We start from the raw sequence: 23305 nt of genomic DNA, 5'->3' as shown, positions 1-23305 counted from the left end.
TAATATAATTAAGAGTACTCGACCGATAGTGCTTTTCCTAACCAAGTACTAATAAGCATTAACTCGGCGCCGGTAAACGATGTAGCGACGGAAGATATATTGCCATGGCAATGTCAGGGCGTGCACCAACCGGGTGTATGGGAAGTAACCGAAGATTGCAAAGCCACAGAGGACGTGGATCTTGTAAATTAACGGTACAGTTGCCATTAGTTGCCACTGGGGATGGAGGGTAAAGAGGCTCCGGACCCACGGGCTAATCGTTACCCGGTAGTCGAAGTCGATAAAGGCCCCACTAATGGTACAAGTTAATCCAAGGATAATCGTGATGAGCAAAGCCCAGTCAACGATAATATCATTCAGGCTACTCGTCTTATATACCCGGGCAACGGTCATTCGTCGGTAGGTTAAAATAGCCATCCCGACAAAGGCCAGTAAACCAGCGGGAATCCCCATGATCAATGAACCAAACAGGTGGTACATGTGGTCAGTAATCCCAAAGTAGGCAGTCCAACTTTTGGGAACCAGCATCCCCAGGCAGTGTCCAAAGAAAGCCAGGATAATCCCAACGTGGAAAACAATGCTCCCGACCATCAACATTTTCTTTTCAAAAAGTTCACTTGATTTAGCAGTAATGCTGCCATGAAAGTACTTGAAACGAATAAAAGTACCAATGAAAAACGATGCCAGCATTACGTATGGATATACGACCCAGAAAAAGATCGACCAACCATTATGCATCTGCTTTCACCTCTGCTTTCACACACGAACCAATAATCGTCCGCGTTAATTTAATTAACTTAATATACGGTTTATCGCTGTCAACAATCGCGTTTTTAAGGAGGTTATAAGTTCCATCTTCAATCACGCTCAGTGCCAGCTGCAAGTCATCTCGGCGTGGATCACCTAAATAGTCCCCACATGCTAGAAAATCAAGAAGAAGTGGCAGGTAGTCCGACAGCTCACTAGTCGCTTCACTAACACCAAACATCTCATAGAGCATCTTTAGCTTGGCCAGCACGGTCCCCCGCTCGCGGGAGTCTGTCATCTTGTAATAGGACATGTACAAGGTATAACGACGGTTCATTTCAAATAGGTTTGTGTAATCTGTTTGCTGGTCGAGCAGGCTTGCTTTCGCTAGCTGGTCAAACAATGATAGTAACTGCCCTTTTTCTTCCTGCGTCAACTCACCATCATCTTCAATTTGCTTACGGTTTGCTGGCGAAAAGGTATCCGCGGTCGGATAATCAATCAGTTGTGAAAGGACCGCCAATGTCTCCCGCAGTCCCGCAAGACGATTAAAATTAATCACGCCAGATCCCTCCATAGAAACTTTCCGCATAAATTTCGTTGGTTGATTTGCCAGCTTCAGCCTGCTTAAACATACTGCTGTGTTGTGGCGCTAATGCACAGCCTTCACATTCGTCATAGCCTAGGCCACCTTGCTCGCTTTGCGCATCTTCAAGTTCTGCCTTTTGACTACGCGGAATGACAAAGCGGTCTTCATACTTGGCAATTGCCAGTAAGCGATAAAGAGACGTTGCACTAGCTTCGGTCAAGTCGACCCGTTCCAACTTACTGGTGTCAAAATCCTTACCACTCGTCTTTGCCCGCATGTACAACCGCATCATTGCTAACTTGTATAACGCTTGCTTAATTGCTGGGACGTTTCCACCTGTTAACAGGCTGGCGAGGTATTGGACAGGCACCCGCATTTGGTCAATACCTGGGAAGATCATTTCCGGATTCTTGATTGAGTCGCGGCCTTCAAAATACGACATTACTGGTGATAGCGGTGGAATATACCAAACCATTGGCATCGTCCGGTATTCGGGATGCAACGGGAAAGCAATCTTTTCCTTGACCGCCATCTTGTAGATCGGTGACTTTTGGGCCGCTTCGATCATTTCTTCTGAGATCCCATCTTTTAAGGCTTGTGCAACGACTTCAGGATCGTTGGGATCTAAGAATAGTCCTAATTGAGCTTCATAGAGCTTACTTTCGTCAGGGGTTGAAGCAGCTTCTTCTACCCGATCAGCATCATAAAGCATCGCCCCAATATAACGGATCCGGCCGACACAAGTTTCTGCACAAACCGTTGGCTGACCTTCTTCAATCCGTGGATAACAGAAGGTACACTTCTCCGCCTTGTGGGTCTTCCAGTTAAAGTAGACCTTCTTGTATGGGCAGCCAGTCATGCAAAAACGCCAGCCCCGGCACCGTTCTTGGTCGACGAGGACGATCCCATCTTCATCGCGCTTATACATGGCCCCAGAAGGACAAGAAGCGACACAGGGAGCATTCAAACAGTGTTCACATAGCCGCGGCAGATACATCATGAAAGCTTGCTTGAAGTTTTCCTTGATGTCCCCTTCAATCTTTTGCATGTTCGGGTCTTGTTCAACATACTCCGTTGACCCGGCTAAGTCATCATCCCAGTTGGGACCAGTGGTTAATTCCATGTCCTCCCCGGTGATCTGTGACTTTGGTCGGGCGACTGGTTGGTGCTTTCTTTCCGGGCCAAAGAGGGTCTTGTAGTCATAGGTCCATGGTTCGTAGTAATTGTCCATTTCGGGCATGTCGTTGTTGTAAAAGATCTTCCCAAGGGCAATCTTGTTTAGCTTGTTACCAGCCCGCAGTTGGAGCTTTCCCTTGGCATTTAAGGTCCAACCACCATGGTATTGTTCTTCATCTTCCCACCGTTTCGGGTAACCAACCCCCGGCTTTGTTTCAACGTTATTAAACCACATATACTCGGCACCGGGGCGGTTAGTCCAGGTGTTTTTACAAGTAACTGAACAGGTATGGCACCCGATACATTTATCGAGGTTTAAGACCATCCCGATTTGTGCTTTAATCTTCACTCCAGTTCACCTTCTTTAACTTGCGTACGTTTACGTATAAGTCCCGCTGGTTCCCAGTTGGGCCGTAGTAATTCCAGGCATAACTCAACTGACCATAGCCACCGACCATGTGAGTTGGCTTGATATGGATTTGAGTTGGCGCATTATGCGATCCACCACGGTTACCAGTGATTGTCGACAGCGGTTCATAGATTTCGTTATCTTGGGCGTGGTACATGTACATCGAACCCTTTGGCATCCGGACAGAGACGACGGCCCGGGCAGTTACGACCCCATTCCGGTTATAGGCTTCCAGCCAGTCGTTATCCTTCACGCCGAGCCTGTCAGCGTCTTCTGGGCTAATCCACACTGTTGGGCCACCACGGAACAGGGTCAGCATTTCGAGGTTATCGTAGTACATTGTGTGAATGTTCCACTTCCCGTGCGGCGTCATGTACTTAAGCGTGATCTCATCGTCGCTTGGTTCAACGTCTATATCAGCAGGGGCCATCACAATTGGTGGTAGCGATGGCTTGTAGGTTGCCAGTCCTTCCCCAAATTCGCGGAAGACTTCATGGTCAACGTAGAACTGCTCCCGTCCTGTCAATGTCCGGTTTGGAATCTTCCGTTCGGTCATTAACGAGAATGGGGTGTAGCGGTCGCCACCGTGCTTAGCAGAAGTCCCAATTGGGGTTGGGTATGCTTCTTGCGGCTGGGCAGTGATCTTTTCAAATGACATTACATCATCGGCATGTCCCCTCCCGATATCAGTTAAGTGTTCACCGGTCTTGGCTTCCTTCTTGTGCCATGCGCGGTCAGCTAGCTTCCCGTTTGACGCGGTTGACATCCGCAAAATGGCATCACAGACTTTTTGGTCCTCATCAAGTAATGGACAGCCAGCACCAATTCCTTCATCAGCGGTCCCATTCATGTCCTTCAGGTAGTCATACTGGTCCTTAACATCGTATGGGTAATTGTTAACGATATTTGGTCCCAACGTGATGAACTTTTCGTAAACCTTACTGTAGTCCCGGGGAACGAGGGTCAATGATGGCATCGTCTTACCAGGGATTGGTTCAACTTCGCCCTTCTTCCAGTCCTTGATCTCACCAAATGGCTGGGCGATTTCGCCTGGCGTATCGTGACCCAGTGGTGCTGACTTCAAGTCATAGTGGGTCCCAGGGAAGAACTTAGCCGCCATTTCTGAGAAGGTCTTGGCTAGGAGCTTAAACTGTTGCCAGTCGGACTTTGACTCCCACATTGGACTGATTGCATCATTAAATGGGTGGATGAACGGGTGCATATCCGTTGATGAAAGGTCCTTCTTTTCGTACCAAGTAGCAGCTGGTAAGACCACATCAGAATACATTGGCGTTGAAACCATCCGGAAGTCCATGTCAACTACTAAGTCAAGTTTTCCAGTTGCGGCCTGATCATGCCAGATCATCTCTTCAGGCTTTCGCCGGTCATTTGGCTTTGCTAGCAGGCCATTTTCCGCGCCCAGCAGGTGTTTCATAAAGTATTCAGCACCCTTCCCAGACGAGGCAAAGAGGTTTGACCGCCATAAGAAGAAGGTCTTTGGCTGGTTTTCGTTGGCATCAGGGTCTTCAGCCGCAAAGTGCAAGCTCCCCTGCTTTAATTCTTCAACGACGCGCTTGGAAATATCATCAATATCAGTCGTTTGATAGTCCTTAGCAAAAGACAATGGGTTCCGGTTAAATTGTGGGTAGGATGGGAGCCAACCTAAGCGGATTGCCAATTGGTTGTAGTCGGCATTGTGCAAGTACGAGTGCTTACTTTGCCAAACTGGTGACTTCTGGGCCTGGTTATCGATTTCTTCGTACCGCCACTGGTCGGTGGCAAAGTAGTACCAAGTCGTCCCTTGCATCTGGCGGGCACCACCCTTGGTCCAGTCATTGGCAAAGGTGATGTTGGCCCAGCCTTCTTGTGGTCGGAGCTTTTCTTGTCCGACATAGTGGGCCCAGCCACCACCGGTCTTCCCGATACAACCACAGAGCATCAGCATGTTGATGATCGTCCGGTAGTTCATATCGGCGTTAAACCAGTGGTTAACCCCACCACCCATGATGACCATGCTTGCCCCATCATTATCAGCAGCGTTTTGGGCAAATTCACGGGCAATTTGGATGACTAAGTCCGCCTTTACGCCTGATCGACTTTCTTGCCACGCTGGGGTAAAGTAACTATTCGCGTCATGGGCATCCTTGGCCGCTAATTCATCGTGACCGGTCCGGTTGATTCCCATTTGGGCCATCATCAAGTCATAGACATTGGTAATGTAGTGGTCACTACCATCAGCAAACTTAATCTTGCGGACTGGTAAGTGGCGGACTACCACGTCATTTCCTTCATTACTAAAGGCCGGAAAGTCAATCACTACTTCTTCGCTTTCCCCTGCCTGATCATTGATTGATAAGGCAGGATCGATGACGTTGCCATCCTGGTCCTTTAATTCTAGGTTCCACTTTTCTTTACTATCATATTCTTGGCCCATCGTCCCATTTGGTACCACGATTTGCTGGCTGTTTTGGTCATAAACGACCGTTTTCCAGGCGGGGTTGACGATTGTCTGGTCGTCCACTAAGTCACTGATCCGGACAAAGCGACCGGCGGTAAAGTGGTCACTGTTGGCCAAGCTTGGTTCGAGTTCGACGACAAATGGCAAGTCGGTGTACTGCTTAGAATAATTAATGAAGCGGTCAACCGGGTGCTTGTGGTAGAACTCATCTAAAATTACATAGGTCATCGCTTGGGCTACGGCAGAGTCACTACCAGGGTGCGGTGCCAGCCAGTCATCCGCAAACTTAACATTTTCCGCATAGTCAGGGCTAACGGCGACAACCTTGGCCCCCTTATACCGCACCTCGGTCATAAAGTGGGCATCCGGGGTCCGGGTCAGGGGCACATTTGACCCCCACATGATGATGTAAGAGCTGTTGTACCACTCTGCTGATTCAGGGACGTCAGTTTGTTCACCCCAGATCTGTGGTGAAGCTGGTGGTAAGTCAGCATACCAGTCGTAAAAACTCATTTGTTCCCCACCGAGTAAGGCAATGAAACGGGCACCGGCACTAAAGCTCATCATTGACATTGCTGGGATTGGGGTAAAACCACCAATCCGGTCAGGCCCATACTTTTTAATCGTGTACAGGCTAGCAGCCGAAATTAATTCAAGTGCTTCCTGACGGTGAACCCGGATTAAGCCACCGCGGCCACGGACACTCTTGTATTCCTTGGCCTTTGCTGGATCTTCAACAATGCTTGCCCAGGCGTCCAGTGGGTTTTCATGTTCTTTCTTTGCCGCGGTCCATAATTTCCATAGGCGTCCCCGAACATAGGGATATTTGATCCTGGCCGGGCTATATTCGTACCAGGAGAAACTGGCGCCCCGCGGACATCCCCGTGGTTCGTATCCTGGCATATTTGCACCGCACGATGGGTAGTCGGTCGCCTGGTGTTCCCAGGTAATGATCCCTTGTTTTACGTAAACGTTCCAGGAACATGAACCGGTACAGTTAACCCCGTGGGTTGTTCTGACGACCTTATCATGGGCCCAACGTTGGCGATAAAGCTTTTCCCAACGACGATTGTTTTCTTCGAGTTGTGTAAAGGTTCCATTAAACTTTTCTACTTTATTAAAGAACCGTGACTTCATCGTTGATAAACCTCCCTTAATGGATTGGCACTAAAGACGACAAGTCTAAAGTAAGCCTTTTCCCTAATATAAAGACTATCATCAAAGCTGTTATACTACGACTAGGGAAATACCTATATTTTTAAATCATTTGGAGGGAAAATAGACATGGACCGCTACGATCGTCAAGAAAGAGTACAACAAATTGGCCCAACCGGACAAGCAAAGATTAATCAGGCAACAGTCTTAATTGTCGGCGTCGGGGCGCTTGGAAGTTATGCCGCTTCACTTTTAGCACGGGCCGGCGTCCACCGTTTAATCCTCGTCGATCCAGACGTCGTGAGTGAAACAAACCTCCAGCGCCAGGCCCTCTTTACCGAAGAGGATGCAAAAAAGCAACGACTAAAAGTCCTCGCTGCTAACCAACACCTCCAGGCGATCAACTCCACGGTCGAGGTCATCACGATTCCGGCCCCGCTTGACGAAAACATCGTCAAAGACTACCAGTTTGACCTCTGCCTTGACTGCCTGGATAACTACCAGGGTCGGGACCTCCTCAACCGGCTGGCAATCGTGCATCACTTTGACTACCTCTTTGCCAGTTGCGCTGGCAACTACGGTAATGTAATGGCAATTTCACCGACCGACCACCCTTGCTTAAACTGTGTCTTTCCCAACCTCAAGCAGCTAATGCAGACGGATTGTGACCTCATCGGGGTAAATACCGCCCTCGTCCCAATCGTGGCGGGGATGCAGGCCTCCCTTGCTCTCCACTACCTCGTTGATCAAGCACACATCGACTTTGACCACCTGTTAACCGTTGATAACTGGTCAATGACAGCGACGAAGTTTAAAATTAAAAAGGATGGCGCTTGCCAAACTTGCCAGTCAGCAAGCATCCCCTTAGATGAAGAAAGTGAACCAAAATTAAAGATGCTGTGCGGGGAGGATGCCTATTATACCAACTTAGAAGGGATGGTTTCCTTGCAGAAATGGCAGGCTTATCTTAGCAAGAAAAAGCTACTACGCGGGAGAAGCCCTCTCTTTATTCACTTTACCTGGCAAAAGTTGCCGGTTAGCCTGTTTAAAAATGGCCGGTTAATCATGTACCATCTAGCTAACACTGATCAGGCAAATAACCAGTTAGCAAGCATTACCCACTTGGCAAAACAAATTAAGGAAGAAGGATAAACATGGAGCAAGCAGTAATTTTAACCATCAGCGATAGCCGTGAACTGGCCGACGACCTTGCGGGCAACTTAATTGCCGACAAGCTAACTGCTGCCGGAATCACAGTAAGCGCCCGCCAAGTTGTCCCTGATGATATTGTTGATATTCAAGCCGCCTATCTGACAATGGAGCAAACGAATCCTGCGATGATTATTACGACTGGTGGGACCGGAGTCGCCCAACGTGATGTCACCATCCAGGCACTAACCCCGTTAATCCAGAAAGAAATACCGGGGTTTGGCGAGGCATTTCGGCAAATCTCCTTTGCAGAGATAGGAACGCGGGCCCTAGCATCTCAAGCTTTGGCCGGTTTTAACTACCGCCACCAGCTCACGTATTGCTTGCCGGGCTCAAAAAATGCCTGTCAAACGGCCTTAACCAAGCTGATTATCCCCGAATACCAGCACTTACTTAATGAAATTAGCGATCAACGAAAGGAAGTCCACCACCATGCTCACTAGAAGAACCCCAATTTCAGTCGCAGCAGCCAAGGAAAAACTCGCGGCCATTAAATTAACTACGCTAACAGAAACCATTCCTTTAGAAGAAGCTAACCACCGTGTTCTCGCCGAAGATGTTCATGCCAGCATCGACTACCCCCACTTTCGCCGAGCTGGAATGGATGGTTATGCGATTCTTACTGAGGACGACTATGACTTTCCTAAGACCTTTAACGTATTAGGAGAAATCCAGGCCGGGGCAACCTGGGACCAACCTCTCACCCCAGGAGACGCCGTCCGGATCATGACCGGTGCCTATGTCCCTACTGATGCTGGAAAGGTGATCCGGATAGAAAAGACCCGCCCCGTCACTGATCACCCTCAGCAAGTGCAGATTTTAACCACGGAAAAGAAATCAAACATTACTGAAAAAGGGACTGACGTTAAACAGGGTGCCGTGATCTTAGCAAAGGACCAGGAACTCAATCCCGGGGGCCTAGCTGTTTTAACCGCTTTTGGTGTCCGCCAAGTTAAGGTTTACCAGCAGCCACGAATTGCAATTATTGCAACGGGGACGGAATTATTAAATGACGACGACCCCCTTACTGCTGGCAAAATCTATAACAGTAACGGGATTATGCTGAAGAACTTGGTAGAAGAATCTGGCGGGATCGTCGACTTTTCGACCCAGTTACCCGATGATGCGGATGCCATCGAGCAAGTCCTCGACGAACAGATCGCTAACCACGAAATTGTGATTACTGACGGCGGGGTATCGGTCGGCGACTTTGATTATATCGGTGACCGGGCCCGCCAGGCAGATGAACTCTTGTTTAATAAAATTAAGCAACGGCCCGGAAGTGTCACCACCGCCTTTGTTCAAGACGGGACCCTCGTCATGGCCCTTTCTGGTAACCCCGGGGCTTGTTATACCGGCTTTTACCTCTACATGGAGCCGCTGATTCGCCGTTACCAACACCAGGAAAGCCGGATTCAACAAGTACGGGCAACCCTTGCCGCTCCTTACAATAAGACCAACGGCTTTGACCGCTACTTACGTTGTCATTATAAAATCAAGGATGGGCGCTACCTCGTTTACCCGAATGGGATTAACCGGTCGGGGTCCTTAGCTAACCTCCAGACAACTACTTGCTTAGCTCTCATCCCCCACAGTACCCGCCCAATGGAGGTGGGCACGGAGACAGACGCATGGCTACTACCATTCAAATAGTTGGGCATAAAAAAAGTGGTAAGACATACGTCACCACTGCCTTAATAAAGAAGCTGCAACAAGCTGGCTATCGCGTTGCCGCTATCAAGCACGATGCCCACCGCGGATCGATGGATGTGCCCGGGACTGACAGTGCAAGGATGGCCGCAGCAGGCGCCCGCCAGGTGGTCCTTGAATCATCACAAGGCTTTTTCTTCCACCAACTAGCTGACCGCCCACCGCTGGAAGCAATCGTCGCCCTGCTTAGCCCAAGCAATGATTATGTCGTGATCGAGGGCCATAAAGAAGCCGCCTACCCGCAGGTGATCCTCTTAAAAGATGGCGAACAAGCAACCGACTTTAGCAGTCACCAGGTCATTACAGCTGCACACTTAGTCACTGACAATCAGCTTAACCAACCAGCTGCAGACCAACTGGTTGACTACCTTTTTAACTACTTAAGCCAAGGGGATGAATAAGATGATTGGGTTAATTCTTGCCGGCGGGCAGTCACGGCGGTTTGGCACTGATAAAGCGTTGTATACCATTCCTGGTCAAGATCATAGCAACGTCCAGCTAGCAGTCGAAAAACTCGCGCCTTTTTGTTCAACCATCATCGTTTGTGCTAATGCGCATAACCAGGCGCAAATAACGACTGAACTTACTAAGTACCAACAAGCAACGGTGATTTGTGACCAACCACCATACCTCGACCATGGTCCATTAAGCGGGATTTATGCCGCAAGCCAGCAATTTCCTGGCAAACAGGAATACTTGATGGTCGCCGTTGACTACCCCTACCTGACCAATGCTACAATAAGGGCACTAGCAAGGCACCCACACCGGGTGATCGCAACCAATAAGCACACCCACTACACGCTCGCCCACTTTTCTATCAGTGACCAGCAAGTAGCCGCATGGCTAGCCAGTGGCAAGTGGCGGCTGGGTGAATTTGTGATTGACCAATGCCACTGTCAGCCACTAATCTTTAACAATGCACATGAATTTACAAATCTTAACTACTCAAAGGAGCAACAATGAAAGAACAACAAGCAATGAGCGCCCCAGATTTTCAAAAATTACTCGCCCTGGTGTTAAATGACCTCACCATCCGGCGGACAATGCTCGAAAACCGGGCCCAAGAAGTCAGTCAAGAGCTTAGTTCCCTCGAACGGGATGCAGAACTAGAACAACTTGACACTCAGATCCAGCAATTACAAAGTGACTATCAACACTACCGGGAATTTTGTGACCCCGATTTTAACTTTGATCCAAATGCATATTACCAAGGACCATCGATGGGTTTGCCCAAGCAACCGTAGGAGGTATTTTAGATGGTATTAGAAAAAGCAAAACAATCTCGAGACTACCAACAACTAGTCAATCGGCTTTTTCAAGCAACCGACTATGACTTTGTCGCCGTCGCCTTACAGGACTCCTTTGCCCCCTTCTTAATCAAGTGGCGTTATGTTGCCGGCAACCAAAATGAACGTTTTCGCCAGATCACCCTCCGCCGGGGATTTGGCATTGCGGGGCTCGTCTTTCGGACAGGAAAACCGTTTTTTAGTAGCGAGCTAAACCAGTACAGTTTTGCTAACGAAATGTATACGCCAATTGCGGCCGCCGAATCGTTGAACAGCGCTATCGCCATCCCCCTCTCCACCAGCCTAGGAAGTGTGAACGGGGTCTTACTTGCTGGTTATCGAACTGAAAAGCTAGTGGGCCAAGCACAAGTCGATAAGCTGATTCAATTAGTCAATCAATAATCCGTTACTAACCAGCGCAGGAGGAAAGAAAGTTGTTAGAAACAATAAAGTGGCTTGAAAAATATTTCAACCAGTCACCTGACGCAATTATGATTTTTAAAGATGATGAGCTGGTGCTTTCTAACCAGTTGGCCCAGCTACTCGAGCAAGAATTTAACCTGTCGGCGGATTATCTCTTGCAAATCGCCAAAAATGCCTGGCAGCAAAATGAAAATAATGACTGTGCCACTTGCCTGATCAAAAGTCAAATGAAGCACGTGACCACCCCCGTTTCCTTTGAGCAAAATGATAACAAGAGCATTTCATTCTCACTCGTCTATAAACCATTAGACCGCCAAGAAAACGTGTTTGCCCTCACCATCGAAAACCGGGACCAACAAGAGCGCCTATCCAATGTCGAACAGCAACGGTTATTAAACCGTTATGTCACCCGGGCCCATGAAAAAGAACGGCAACGAATTTCCCAGGACCTCCACGATAGCATTGCCCAGGGTGTCTTTTCCGCAATCATGGGTGTGCGGCGGATTTCCCACGAAGATTTAAGCCCGGACGAATTAGCCCAGGTGAGTCAGGCAGTTGAGATACAACTGCAAGCTACCCTCGGTGAAATTAAGGGGATGGCCTTAGACATTCGGCCATCGGTGTTAGATAGCTTTGGGCTGATTCCGGCAATCAAGGCACTAGCTAAACGGCTCCAGGCTAATTCTGGGGTAACGATTAATGTGTTAGCAGCAGCCAAGACTGCTGAGCTTTCTACTGACGTGCAAAACGTCCTTTATCGGATCTGCCAAGAAGCAATTAATAACGCCTTAAAGCACGCGCGACCAAGCGAAATTAATGTCATCTTGACCAGCCATCCCCACTTTATCCAGTTAGAAGTGATGGACGATGGGACTGGCTTTGACATGAGTAAGCACCATGGCTTTAACGGCCACTCGCTCGGGTTAATGAACATGAACGAACGGGTCGAGGCCCTATATGGTTCATTTAATATCAGCTCAACTTTACACGAGGGAACAACGGTGACGGTCAAGTTTCCCTATAACAGCAACAAAAAAGGAACCGGTGAATTAAATGTATAAGGTATTAGTCGCGGATGACCATGCCGTCGTCCGGGCAGGAATTTCATACTTAGTCAACCACCAGCCCAATTTTTCGGTTGTCGATGGGACCGCTAGTGGGACTGACACTTATATGCGGGTTGAACAAGGTGATGTTGACATCTTGATCATGGACCTCAGTATGCCCCCGGGCGAAAGCGGTCTGATTACAACTAAGCGGATCCATGACAAGTTTCCCAAAGTTAAGATTATTATCCTTTCAATGCATGAGGAACAAGAATACATTAACAAGGCGATCCATAACGGGGCGATGTCGTATATCTTAAAAAGTTCCTCTGACCAGGAAATCGTCAAAGCCTTAAAGCACGTCGTTAATGGTGAAGACTACCTGGATTCAAATATTATTATCAGCAAGGACGATTTACGACAAATTAACGCTGACGGTGCCGACGTAAATCTGAAGGGCTACCGTTCCCTTTCCAAGCGGGAAAAAGAAGTCTTCCCCCTGATTGCGTTAGGCTATTCAAATAAGGAAATCTCGGAAAAGCTCTTTATTTCTACCAAAACGGTCGAGGCGCACAAGGCGAATATTTCACGTAAACTCCAGCTCCACAGCCGGGTGGAATTGGTTCGTTATGCCATCCACCACCACCTAATTGATTTCTAAAGAATCGGGAATTCCCAAGATAAGAGGAATCCCCGATTTTCTTTTGCCGGTCCACGCTTTACAATTAAGGATAATTAGGATTAGAGGAGGAATTTTCGATGGCAACTAATCTCAGCCACGATGATGAATTACGGGGCTTACTAAGCGATATTGCCCGGCGACGCTTTACCACGAGCCGGCAAATCAATCCCCATTCGAACTTATTTGTAACCTGCCAGGATGCTGTTGACCACCAATACATTACAGGGGCCGTCCTTGATACGAGTTTTAGCTCGCGCCTAGCCGAATTAAATTTAACGAACGCCAAGCTAACCCCTGCCGGCCAAGACAAGCTGGCTAGTTTAATCAACCAACAGACAGAGGATAAGTAATATGAACGCAGAAGAAAAATTAAACTGTGACTACGAAAACAAGGCAATTTACACGTCAGGATTTTACGCTGACCCACAAAGCGACCTTGCTAACCGGCAAAAGCTCTTTGACGCCCTCAAGTCATTAACGATGAACCAGGAGCCGACCACCCCATTTTCCTTACAGATAATGGCGACCAACAGTGAAATCAATATCATGCCACTGGGCTTATTAGACCTTAATGAATTGAAAGAATATGAAAAAAAGCAGCGGGCAAGCCACGGGTTAAATCGTGCGGACGATGGCACGCCACTATTAGTCCAATATTCGCCCCATGTTGAGGATGCATCCGTAAGTAAACAAATTATTGGTACGACCGAGCAACTGTTTGCGGACTTCAATGGGCAAATTGAAAAGATCTGGCAAGCAGTTAAACAATTTTTGGATGAGAATTTCAAGGTGTTAACGACAATCGAAGCCGATTTGATCGCTGATAGTAAGGACGTTTATCAAGAGTATCATGAAACATTTACTAAGATGACCGCCGCCCAACGTGAAGAAAAGTTAGGCTTTACGCTGGATGATGGCGAAGTCGAACAATTCTGCCGCTACATGGCAGATATGCATGAAGTGCAGGCTGTCGTCTTATCCGCGGCTTCTTTTGCCAACCGCGAACTCCTAGGTGACAATAGTTTCACCGAAATGATGAGTGATAATGTCCGGCGCAGTACCGTCTTTTGGGTTCTGGATAACACCTTTTATGAAATCTTTTACTATTTCCTTATGGCTTACCAGGACCAACATGACAAGTTAGCAAAGTACCTTAACCACCAGCGACAAACCTTAATTGTTAACATGCGTAACGACGCCTTTGCCCGGGTACAAAAGCTGACGGAAACACCCCAGCTCAAGGTTGATTTTAACAAATACTTCACGGATATCTTTATCCCGGTCGCCGAACAATTGACAGCCGAGGTAAATAAGTTTAAGGATTAAAGATGAACGAATTAAACGTAGATGAGCGCCTTAACGATGGCCTTTTAGCAATCATCAGTCAGTTTCCACCAGTCATTGGTGAGATGCTTGACCTAAATAAAAATACCAGTAGCCACCGCCTCCGGTTAGCCCTCTTTCAAGCCATTAGTCACTTGCAGGTGCGAGACCTGACCGTTGACCAAATAACTGCGGCGCAATTACCGGAATTGCTTGCGCTTGCGGCCCAGACTAACCCACCCGCTTTCCAGCCGGCAGCACTTAATCCAGGAAAAGTTGCGCAAATTAAAGCTGGTTCATACGTGGCAAGCTACCTCATGAGTCAGTTCACTAACCGGTTAACCAAGGTTGGCAACCCGCCGCAAATGATTGAGGAGTTAACCATTGACGGTGGCGACTTTATGATTGCCCAAATCCAGCGCTTACAATACAACTATAACCAGCGCTTTAAGGTAGCCAATTATCTGGCAGATCAAAAGGCTCGGGCTGGCTTATTGGCCAAGATGTCCGCAAAGCAAAGTGCCGTCCTTGCCGCTAATGACCAAGAAATTGTGAGTTTAAGTGGGCAAATTGGCGAAGCAATTGGGGTGGCAGCTGCAATCATTCACGAAACCCAGCAAGTCACCACTGATTTTACTGCCTTTTGCCAGCTGGTCACGGCCGGTCAGTACCCCCTCGCCCTCTTATTTGCCAGCGAGGCACAACCAGACTGGTTTACCAACTTTTTTAACCAACCCCACCGTCCAAGCACCGACCAGTTTAACCAGGCCCACCAGCAAGCCTGCCAACAGGTTACCGCTGTTAAAGGGATTGTGACGGATACCTTGCAACAGGTGAAACTTGATACCCAGGTATTGCCGACCGGCGACTGCCAACAAGCGCTGTTAGCAATCGTCGCCTGGCTTAATGAACGTTGTGATAATTTATCATAAGATTTAAAAAGCCCGCTAGCACAATGCTAACGGACTTTTTATTATTTAACGATGTGAGCATCCCCGTGGATGTAGTGTTTCCATAGTGCAAACCAGCAAATGACCCCGGTCAAGGCTAATAAGCCAATCCCGATTTCATAACTACCGGTCCATTGGTAAATGTAACCAATCACGAGTGGTGGGAAGAAACCACCCAGACCACCGACCGCACCGACAAAGCCGGTAACCGCGCCAGTATTTCCTTTTGAAACGTATGGGACCATCTTGAAGACAACCCCGTTACCAATTCCGGCTGCCAACCCAACAAGGACAATTCCGGCGATGAACATGCCTTCATTGTGGAAACTCAGCATGATCCAAATGGTAAAGATCACAATCGCGACGAAAACCCATTGTAAGATCCCCATCGGCCGCTTCTTGTCGGCAATAAAACCACCAACAGGCCGAACCAAGGTACAAACAAAGGCAAATAACGCCGAGTAAAGGCCAGCTATAACTGGGCTATAGTGGAACATCCCCGTTAAAAATGTTGGGGTCAGGTTCGTAAATGAAACAAACAACCCGAATGTTAAGAAGTAAAATAGCGATAAGTACCAAGTTCCACTATCCTTAGTGACCGACAGCGCCCCGCTAATTGTCTTCGTCTTATCAACCGGCATTTCCTTACAAAAGATGGCAAACAATACGCCGACAACAACTGTTAAAATAATTAGAGAGTAGTAAACGGCATCAAAACCCGCGGCCTTTGAAATGTAAGGCAAAGTCATGGCAGCGACGGCGTTCCCCATGTTCCCCATTGAAACAATCCCGAGGGCTAATCCCTGCTGTTCTGATGGGAACCAAACTGAGGCGTAAGAAACTCCGACGGCAAAGGAAGTCCCAGACATCCCGACTAATAGGGCCGCAAAGAGCAGCATCCCAAAGGAGTGGACGCGTGGGATCATCAGCAAGGGGATCAAGATAAAGGCCATTAAGATTAAGTAGACCTTCTTTCCCCCATAGCGGTCACTCAAGATCCCGACTGGAATCCGCATAATTGATCCTAGCAAAACTGGTGTCGCAAGTAAGAGCGTCCGTTGCGAAACGCTTAACTTAAACATTTCGGCCACCTGGGATGCAAGCGGCGCGAAGTTCGACCATGACATGAAGCAAACAATCATGGCGAGTGTTGAAAGAATTAGTGCTGTATAGGCATTAACACGGCTGCCATGAGCAACATCTTTAACATTTGACATAATCAAATCCTCCTCAGATGATAGTATTAACCTTTAATCGTCCAATTAGCCACCACTAACCGGTGGAATAATTGCGATTTCATCAGTTGGTTGAAGCGACAGTTGGTCACCGTTAAAAAACTCCTGATTAACTGCTAACCGTGAATTAGCAAGGACTGGACGGAGGGTCGGTGCCAATTCAGCTACTGCCGAAAAGATTTTTTCGACACTAGTCGGCTGGTCCAGTTCAACAGTGACTGTCGGGCCCAACTGGTCTTGGAGGAAGGCAAATAGTTTAATTGTTACTTTCATCAGTTTCCCCACCTAACTTTATCGGTGTCATATTCTTTTTTCCAAATTGGCACCTCTTGTTTTAAGGTATCGATAACATGCTGACACCACTGAAAGGCTTCTGCCCGGTGTGGCGCCGCAACCCCGACAAAGACTGCAATATCAGTTAGTTTAAGCAATCCCGTCCGGTGTGCAACGACTACCCGGCCGCCCTTTTCTTCAATTGGCGCCGCGATCTTTTCTAATTGACGTTCGGCCATCGGATGGTATGCAGAGTACTCGATTTTCGTCGTCTCAATGTCCCCTGTCCACTGGCGAACCGTCCCCACAAACATGTCGATGCCCCCATATTGCGGATCGACTAGTTGCTGGTACAAGTCACCAACATCAATTACGTCATCGCTTATTCGTAAATAATGCAAAGCTAATCACCCACCTTCAATAACCTTTATTATCGCAAAAAGATACTCCCGTTAGAATTAGTTATTTCCCTAATAATCGCAACTGAAAGTGCTTGCTATACTTTAATTAAGAGAGAAGGAATTATCCAAAATGCGCATTTTAATTCTGTATTCCACAATTTATGGACACAATCTGGAAATGAGTCAATTTATTAAGCAGCGACTCTTAACGACTACCACCTACACAACTATTAAGGACTTTGATAGCTCACAATTACCAACTTACGACTTACTTGTTCTTTGCCCTTGCACATATGGTGAAGGGACCCTTTATCCCGACGACCAGGATTTTTACGACCAACTTAAAAGTTTGCGGATAACTAACCTGCATTACCTGCTTATCGGAGCTGGTGATAAAACATTTGGGCCTTCATGCTTTGCAAATGCGTGTAGCCTTTTTAATTACCGGTTACGCAAGCAAGGTGCACAGCCGGTAATGCCGCCAATTAAATACGACCTCGATGATACTAAAAAAATGCAAAATGAGCTTCCCAGACTGTTTGAGCAGTACCCACTTTTAAGGAGGGCAAATAATGACAAGTAAACAACGACTTAACTGTCCCTTTTTAGTTGGCTTGATTATATTAGCTATCCTTGCGGTAATTGCATTAGCAAGTGGCCGGATTATGATTTCGCCTGTCGAAATTCTAACCGCTTTTCTCCATCCTGGAGATGACCCTGCAATTAGTAATATTTTAATTACAATCCGCCTACCTCGTATCCTTGGCGCAATCATTATTGGCGCGGCACTGGCTGCTTCGGGCTGTGCATTTCAAAGTATTTTCCATAACCCGCTTGTCTCACCGGATATTCTTGGGGTTTCATACGGCGCTGCTGTCGGGGCGGCATTCGCAATTCTAGCTAGCTTTAGCATTTGGGCCACCCAGTTTTTTGCCTTCACTGGTGGCGTTATTGCTGTTTTATTGACCATTGCAATTGCGTCATTTATCAAGCAGCGTGGCACGTTAATTCTGGTGTTGGCTGGAATTGTCGTCTCTGGTTTTATGCAAGCAGGAATTGGCCTGTTAAAATATATCGCTGATCCAGACTCCCAGCTCCCCAGCATTGTCTACTGGCAGCTTGGGAGCCTTGCAAAAATCGACTTTACTAGTTTACTGGCGGTGATGCCAATGTTAATCTCTGGGGCGGTAATCCTGACCTTGCTTCGTTGGCACTTGACAATCCTTTCACTTGGTGACCAGGTAGCAAATACTGAAGGGATTAATGTTAAACAAGAACGATTACTCTTAGTTTTAGCTGGAACCCTCCTGACTGCTGGAGCTGTCTGCATCAGTGGAAACATCGGCTGGATCGGGTTGGTCATCCCCCATATTGCGCGAAGCATTGTTGGCGATGATAACCGTTATGCCCTTCCTTTTTCGGCAATTTGTGGTGCCATCTTCTTGCTCTTCGTCGATACCCTCGCTCGCACACTATCTGCCGGTGAAATCCCCCTCAGTATCTTAACTGGATTTATCGGTGCCCCATTGTTTGTCTATATTCTCTTAAAGAAACAGGTGAGATTATAAATGGCACTATTAACAGTAAAAGAGCTTAGCTTTGCCTATCCACGACAGGAACCTGTCTTTAATAAGATCGGCTTTTCCGTTCAACCAGGGGAAATATTGGCACTATTAGGACCAAACGGGGTCGGTAAATCAACCTTATTACGGTGCCTTCTCGGCCTTACTCCGGCGATCAGCGGATCGATTAGCCTTGCCGACCAGCAGATTAAACAGTTGACTCGCCGGCAAATTGCACAGCAGATTGCTTATGTCCCCCAGGACTATCAGGTTAATAGTAACCTTACCGTTAGCGACTTCTTAATAACGGCCCGGGCGCCATATTTAGGGCCCTTCCAAGTTCCTAGAGAAAAGGACCAACAACTGGTTGAAACATTGCTTAAGCGATTTAACCTTGACCAGTTAAAAGATCACCCTCTTTCGTCATTAAGTGGTGGGCAACAACAATTGGTTACTATTATCAAAGCCCTCGTGCAGGAACCACAGATACTAATTTTGGATGAGCCGATGGCGGCGCTTGATTTAAACCGGCAGCAAGTAGTGTTGACTCTCCTCAAGTCGCTTGCGACAACGGGGATGGCAATTATTCTCACTACCCACCTTCCCGACCATGTCTTTATGCTCGATAGCACGGTCGGTCTCTTTATGCCTGGCGGAAAATTACTGGTCGGCAATAGCGAACAGTTAATGACTAAGGAAAACCTAGAAACCGTGTACCAGACTCCATTATCACTAACTTACCTTCCCGAACTTCACCGCTATACTTGCCAATTAATTATTTAAAAAATCCCCTAGCATATTCACGACTATGCTAGGGGATTTTAATTTAATTGTCACCATTAAGAATTTGTTTTACCTGCTGGTCATTCAGCTGGTAATGGTAGTACTGCTTGTAAAAGGACTTCGTTGCTTGCTCAATGTTGACATTTTTCATCTGGTCCGGATGGAACAATTTAGCCGCCCATAAAACTTGTAAGGCCTCTTCTGCACTATAGCGATCCCAAGGGAAAGTCCCCTGCGGATTACCGTATACCTTCTTCTGCTTTACCGCAGATAAGTTTTGCAACTGCTTATCCTTTTGTAACGCCTGCCGGGCCTTGGTAGTTGAGCAACTACCGACAATTATGACATCTGGATTTTCCTTAATCAGCTCCTCGGCTGTCACTGTTATCTGGTTACCTTTTTTATGGATTGCGTTTTTACCGCCAGCAATTGAGATCCACTGGTCAACGATGGTTTGCCGTCCATCAACTTTTGTCAGGTCGGTTGCATTGACAAAGTGGACAACTGTTGGTTTATCCTTGACCCCTGCCAGTTGGTGTTGAACTAGGTCAATATTATGAGTTAGCTCCTGGTTATACTTTTTTGCAACCTGGGGTGCCTTTCCCCCGAGAACTTCTGCCGTGAGGTTCACTGACTTCTTTAAACCAGCAAAATCATGATACATCGCGTTGACGGTAGGAATCTTGGCCTGCCGGGCAGCTTTTATTTGCGCTGGATCTACCGCAATTACCACATCTGGCTTTGTCTTTAACAATTCTTCAACTTGAATTTGATTACCAGCAAAGGGCGCCGTAACCTTCTTAATTGCTGGGTCGACGGTGACAAACCAATGCTGGTGTTTAATCAGTGGGGTCGTTGCGACGATTTTATTTTGTCCCCCCAGTAAGAGGACGACCTGATTATTGGCATGCCATAAGTCGGCAACCCTTCTTACCTTTTCCGGGATCTTTACCTTCTGCCCAGTCATATCAGTAACCGTCTTGGTACTAGCTAGCACGTCTAGCGGGCGCGCCAATAAACATAAGCTAAGCATGAGGATTAGAATCAGTCTCTTTTTCATTGTGTTCCCCTTCAATTCAGTGTTATTCTTCATTCATTATAACCAATTACTAGGAACAATAAATTATCGTTATCCCTAATTCTGTCCCGACCATTGACCAACTATAATAAGGATGAGATGGAGGAATACAAATGAAACCAGAACAATACGATTTTAAGCAAGCTGCTTATCAACGCCTCAAACAACAAGCAAGTTTTCAAAATGTGTTTGACTTTCCAGACTTCATTGAAATGCGGCCAGTGATCCGCGAAGCAGTCCATCAGGTAGCCGCGGATGCTTTTGATAAACCAGTTCTACCCGTTAAAGTAGAACGGATGACCCTTCAATTAGAAGAACAGCTTGAGCGAGAAACACGGAAGTACCAGCAACAAAATGGGGTATACCCTAACCAGCAAGGTGAACTTGGCAACCTGCTTCGTCTTTACACCAATATCCTCCAAGTAATAAGTAAGCGCCCAATAATTGACCAGGAAATTGAAGATATCATCTACGCGGTCAACCAAACTAGGCTTAGCTTAGGACGGCTATCAGAGCTTACCGGGACGGGTCCACTCTACCAGGATAATCATGACCAAGAGCTAGTCCCGCACACCTTTTACTACCTCATCGCCAGCCAGCTTATCCGCCCTTACTTAATTAATCCCCAGGGGGCGTTAACGCCGACTAATGTTAATCCTTCCGGAAAACAATTAATGGTCAAGTTGACAACCTATGCCTTTCGTGACTGGGATGCCTACTTGACGCACCAATATGATGAGCAACACAATATTAAGAATGAACAAGGGCTAACAACAGTCCAATACTATGACGCGTTAGAACAAAACGAATTAAAGTATGCCGACCACGCTTATGCTAATGTTCTTGCTGATGTTTACCAGGATCTAGAAAAGTTAATTGTTCCGGATTACATTGACCGGCTCGATATTATGTCAACTAACATCGATACTTTATTCGATAGTCACCCACTACTACGAATCAAATTTAACCAACTAGTCCACGATCACTTCTTAGTTGATCATGAGGGCAAAGAACACGTGATGGATGCCCCACTCAAGGACATTCGGCAAAAGTATCAGTACTACCGCAAAAACTTTAGTTAGGAGGTTTAACCAATGCATCCAGAAATTCGTCCAGAAATGAAACTTGGCATGAAAGAGTTTGAGAATACAATGTTTATGTTAAGAGCGCAACCAACTGAGTTGAATATCGATAAGTTTGCTATTCAAGGTGACCTTTTCCCTCAACGAATCGATGACACTGCATGGGGCCTTCCTGCTTACTTATCAGCAGACTTCAGCCTCTTTTTCGTTTTTGCGCCCAATGTCGGCGGACGGTGGGCGATTTCTTGCTCTCGGGTTGAAATAGCTAATGGTAATCAGATTACCGCGATGAGTGAAACGGTGCCGACGGGGATGGGGCTTAACGCTGTGAATGAACTAAGCCCAAGCTCAGCAATTGAGCTAATTGCATACCTTAAAACATTGGAAGTTAATGGCCTTGGCTATTTTGATGAACATATCGCCGATCGCTTTCGATAATCAATCAAAACCACCCGTTAAACAGGTGGTTTTTTGTTTTGCATACCCAACCATCTTCTCGTTATTAAATGGGTCCTTCTGCCATAACCGTTTCAAAAAGAACAGCCCGTACCAAAAATCTGGTGCGAGCTGCTTGAAAAGTTATTTAATTTTTCTATCAGTCCTTCTTGACGAAGAGCCTTTTGTAATTACAAACTTTATTCTCTATTCATTGCTCATATCAGTAACATTAGCATCGGACGCTATATCGTCAACAGTAGATTTGTCGTCAGAACTTGAATAATATTTCTTTTTCAAATCATTAATAGACAACGTCTTTCTAGAACTTTCTGAGTAATCCAGTCCTCCGTCAGTAAATGTTACTTTATCGCCATCAATAGTGTATTGCAGAGTGCTGTCCTTGGTCCCAAGCCCAATTTCATAGGTGTTCTCTTTGGGCATAATAATATATTCTACATCGGTATCTTCGATTTTATCTAAGCCACCTTGGGCATCAGCTAAAATAAGTACCCCAACGGTCTTGGTGTTATCTGAATCCGAATCGCTTGTAGAAGAGTCATCCGAACCATCATTATCAGGTTCAGCATAACCGTCTTCTTTAATTCCTTCCTGCTCAGATTCTTTGGCTTTATTAAACATATCCATATAATCATTATATGTCATATCAATCTTAGTATTAGTATCTTTATTCCACTTATACTTTGCTGATTTAGGTGTTGGATATGTTGTAAGTTTCTTTCCGTCTACTTTTGCTTTGATTGTAAAATACTTATTATTATATACGCTATGGAACTTTAATTGATATTCATCATTACCTAAAGATTTCCAGGTACCTCGCATCGCCTCTCCATACCAATAAGAGTCATCATCTTTAATACTATCAGCCTCTGGCGAACAGTATAACAATTTACCATCTTTCTTGAAATACCAATAGTTTGGTTGAATAGTTCCATCATCATTTCGATTGTATTGATCGTCAGATTTATAAGCACCAACAAGGTTAGCAGACTGTGTTTGTTCTTTATTTTGATTAGTTTCTTTACTATTACCACATCCGGCAATAAATAAAATCATCAAAATGCCAACAAAACCTATTAAATACTTAAATCGCTTTTTCAAAAGCATATCCCCCTTAATATATAAGTAATAATAGCTCAGATATTAAATATCTTATATCCCCGAAACTTTAATACTAAGCACACACTAATACTTTACTCTTTATTGTTTACTATGTACATAGTAAACAATAAAAACTCCCGCACCACAACGGGAGTTTTACACTATATAAAA

General features: G+C 46.4%; 26 protein-coding genes. 17 read left to right on the top strand and 9 right to left on the bottom strand.

The window, feature by feature from the left end; genetic code table 11:
- Positions 1-48 precede the first annotated feature (48 nt).
- The 4 genes from narI to CZ502_RS08120 are packed head-to-tail and all read right to left on the bottom strand — an operon-like array spanning position 49 to position 6516.
- On the bottom strand, positions 49-738 hold the full coding sequence (gene narI / locus CZ502_RS08135) for a respiratory nitrate reductase subunit gamma (RefSeq protein ID WP_076461401.1): 690 nt from the start codon (positions 736-738) through the stop codon (positions 49-51).
- Complete coding sequence (gene narJ, locus CZ502_RS08130; RefSeq protein WP_076461399.1) at positions 731-1309, bottom strand: nitrate reductase molybdenum cofactor assembly chaperone; 579 nt, start codon at positions 1307-1309, stop codon at positions 731-733. The genes narI and narJ overlap by 8 nt, the downstream gene beginning before the upstream one ends.
- Positions 1302-2861: a nitrate reductase subunit beta gene (narH, locus tag CZ502_RS08125; protein ID WP_076461397.1), complete on the bottom strand. Its 1560-nt coding sequence runs from the start codon at positions 2859-2861 to the stop codon at positions 1302-1304. Before narH ends, narJ begins: the two co-directional genes overlap by 8 nt.
- Complete coding sequence (locus CZ502_RS08120) at positions 2851-6516, bottom strand: nitrate reductase subunit alpha (RefSeq protein WP_076461395.1); 3666 nt, start codon at positions 6514-6516, stop codon at positions 2851-2853. Before CZ502_RS08120 ends, narH begins: the two co-directional genes overlap by 11 nt.
- A gap of 147 nt (positions 6517-6663) precedes the next feature.
- Between CZ502_RS08120 and CZ502_RS08115 the strand changes: the two genes are divergently transcribed.
- From CZ502_RS08115 to CZ502_RS08060, 12 genes are all read left to right on the top strand, one after another.
- Positions 6664-7686, top strand: coding sequence for a HesA/MoeB/ThiF family protein (locus CZ502_RS08115; RefSeq protein ID WP_076461393.1), 1023 nt, complete (start codon positions 6664-6666; stop codon positions 7684-7686).
- 2 nt (positions 7687-7688) lie between these two features.
- Positions 7689-8186, top strand: coding sequence for a MogA/MoaB family molybdenum cofactor biosynthesis protein (locus CZ502_RS08110; RefSeq protein WP_076461391.1), 498 nt, complete (start codon positions 7689-7691; stop codon positions 8184-8186).
- Complete coding sequence (locus CZ502_RS08105; protein WP_076461389.1) at positions 8176-9396, top strand: molybdopterin molybdotransferase MoeA; 1221 nt, start codon at positions 8176-8178, stop codon at positions 9394-9396. Before CZ502_RS08110 ends, CZ502_RS08105 begins: the two co-directional genes overlap by 11 nt.
- On the top strand, positions 9375-9854 hold the full coding sequence (gene mobB / locus CZ502_RS08100; protein ID WP_076461387.1) for a molybdopterin-guanine dinucleotide biosynthesis protein B: 480 nt from the start codon (positions 9375-9377) through the stop codon (positions 9852-9854). Before CZ502_RS08105 ends, mobB begins: the two co-directional genes overlap by 22 nt.
- 1 nt (position 9855) lies before the next feature.
- The gene (locus tag CZ502_RS08095) at positions 9856-10416 is read left to right on the top strand and encodes a molybdenum cofactor guanylyltransferase (protein WP_076461385.1); all 561 of its coding nucleotides are present in this window, start codon (positions 9856-9858) and stop codon (positions 10414-10416) included.
- Positions 10413-10697: a hypothetical protein gene (locus CZ502_RS08090; RefSeq protein WP_076461383.1), complete on the top strand. Its 285-nt coding sequence runs from the start codon at positions 10413-10415 to the stop codon at positions 10695-10697. Before CZ502_RS08095 ends, CZ502_RS08090 begins: the two co-directional genes overlap by 4 nt.
- A 12-nt stretch (positions 10698-10709) precedes the next feature.
- Entirely contained in the window at positions 10710-11141 is a 432-nt protein-coding gene (locus CZ502_RS08085; RefSeq protein ID WP_076461381.1) for a GAF domain-containing protein, read from the top strand.
- A 32-nt stretch (positions 11142-11173) separates the two neighbouring features.
- Positions 11174-12223 (top strand): sensor histidine kinase, encoded by a 1050-nt coding sequence (locus CZ502_RS08080; protein ID WP_076461379.1) that lies wholly within the window; start codon positions 11174-11176, stop codon positions 12221-12223.
- Positions 12216-12869, top strand: coding sequence for a response regulator (locus tag CZ502_RS08075; protein WP_076461377.1), 654 nt, complete (start codon positions 12216-12218; stop codon positions 12867-12869). Before CZ502_RS08080 ends, CZ502_RS08075 begins: the two co-directional genes overlap by 8 nt.
- Positions 12870-12967: 98 nt before the next feature.
- On the top strand, positions 12968-13240 hold the full coding sequence (locus CZ502_RS08070; RefSeq protein WP_076461375.1) for a hypothetical protein: 273 nt from the start codon (positions 12968-12970) through the stop codon (positions 13238-13240).
- A gap of 1 nt (position 13241) precedes the next feature.
- Positions 13242-14216, top strand: a complete 975-nt coding sequence (locus tag CZ502_RS08065) for a hypothetical protein (RefSeq protein ID WP_076461373.1) — start codon at positions 13242-13244, stop codon at positions 14214-14216.
- Between the two features lie 2 nt (positions 14217-14218).
- On the top strand, positions 14219-15145 hold the full coding sequence (locus CZ502_RS08060) for a polyprenyl synthetase (RefSeq protein WP_076461371.1): 927 nt from the start codon (positions 14219-14221) through the stop codon (positions 15143-15145).
- A gap of 41 nt (positions 15146-15186) precedes the next feature.
- On the opposite strand, the gene CZ502_RS08055 is transcribed toward CZ502_RS08060, so the two are convergent.
- The 3 genes from CZ502_RS08055 to CZ502_RS08045 are packed head-to-tail and all read right to left on the bottom strand — an operon-like array spanning position 15187 to position 17072.
- A complete protein-coding gene (locus tag CZ502_RS08055; protein WP_076461369.1) occupies positions 15187-16380 on the bottom strand; it encodes a nitrate/nitrite transporter in 1194 nt (397 codons plus the stop codon).
- Between the two features lie 45 nt (positions 16381-16425).
- Positions 16426-16671 carry a MoaD/ThiS family protein gene (locus tag CZ502_RS08050; RefSeq protein ID WP_076461367.1) on the bottom strand — a complete coding sequence of 82 codons (246 nt, stop codon included), beginning with the start codon at positions 16669-16671 and terminating at the stop codon, positions 16426-16428.
- Positions 16671-17072: a molybdenum cofactor biosynthesis protein MoaE gene (locus CZ502_RS08045; RefSeq protein ID WP_076461365.1), complete on the bottom strand. Its 402-nt coding sequence runs from the start codon at positions 17070-17072 to the stop codon at positions 16671-16673. The genes CZ502_RS08050 and CZ502_RS08045 overlap by 1 nt, the downstream gene beginning before the upstream one ends.
- Positions 17073-17202: 130 nt before the next feature.
- Between CZ502_RS08045 and CZ502_RS08040 the strand changes: the two genes are divergently transcribed.
- From CZ502_RS08040 to CZ502_RS08030, 3 genes are read left to right on the top strand one after another with little or no spacing between them, the layout of a single operon-like run.
- Positions 17203-17655 carry a flavodoxin domain-containing protein gene (locus tag CZ502_RS08040; RefSeq protein ID WP_076461363.1) on the top strand — a complete coding sequence of 151 codons (453 nt, stop codon included), beginning with the start codon at positions 17203-17205 and terminating at the stop codon, positions 17653-17655.
- Positions 17645-18640 carry a FecCD family ABC transporter permease gene (locus tag CZ502_RS08035; protein WP_076461361.1) on the top strand — a complete coding sequence of 332 codons (996 nt, stop codon included), beginning with the start codon at positions 17645-17647 and terminating at the stop codon, positions 18638-18640. The genes CZ502_RS08040 and CZ502_RS08035 overlap by 11 nt, the downstream gene beginning before the upstream one ends.
- Positions 18641-19417, top strand: a complete 777-nt coding sequence (locus CZ502_RS08030; RefSeq protein ID WP_076461359.1) for an ABC transporter ATP-binding protein — start codon at positions 18641-18643, stop codon at positions 19415-19417.
- A gap of 43 nt (positions 19418-19460) precedes the next feature.
- On the opposite strand, the gene CZ502_RS08025 is transcribed toward CZ502_RS08030, so the two are convergent.
- Positions 19461-20477 (bottom strand): ABC transporter substrate-binding protein, encoded by a 1017-nt coding sequence (locus CZ502_RS08025; protein WP_076461357.1) that lies wholly within the window; start codon positions 20475-20477, stop codon positions 19461-19463.
- A gap of 131 nt (positions 20478-20608) precedes the next feature.
- On the opposite strand from CZ502_RS08025, the gene CZ502_RS08020 reads away from it, so the two are divergent.
- Entirely contained in the window at positions 20609-21577 is a 969-nt protein-coding gene (locus CZ502_RS08020; RefSeq protein ID WP_076461355.1) for a hypothetical protein, read from the top strand.
- Between the two features lie 12 nt (positions 21578-21589).
- The gene (locus tag CZ502_RS08015) at positions 21590-22015 is read left to right on the top strand and encodes a hypothetical protein (protein WP_076461353.1); all 426 of its coding nucleotides are present in this window, start codon (positions 21590-21592) and stop codon (positions 22013-22015) included.
- 204 nt (positions 22016-22219) lie between these two features.
- Here the strand turns inward: CZ502_RS08015 and CZ502_RS08010 are convergent, their stop codons facing one another.
- Complete coding sequence (locus tag CZ502_RS08010) at positions 22220-23134, bottom strand: Lreu_0056 family protein (RefSeq protein WP_076461351.1); 915 nt, start codon at positions 23132-23134, stop codon at positions 22220-22222.
- Between the last annotated feature and the right edge of the window lie 171 nt (positions 23135-23305).

The sequence above is a fragment of the Limosilactobacillus caccae genome (assembly GCF_900156885.1).
Taxonomy (GTDB): Bacteria; Bacillota; Bacilli; order Lactobacillales; family Lactobacillaceae; genus Limosilactobacillus; species Limosilactobacillus caccae.
The sequence above is the reverse complement of the archived record's forward strand: the minus strand, read 5'-3'. Positions and strand labels throughout refer to the sequence as shown.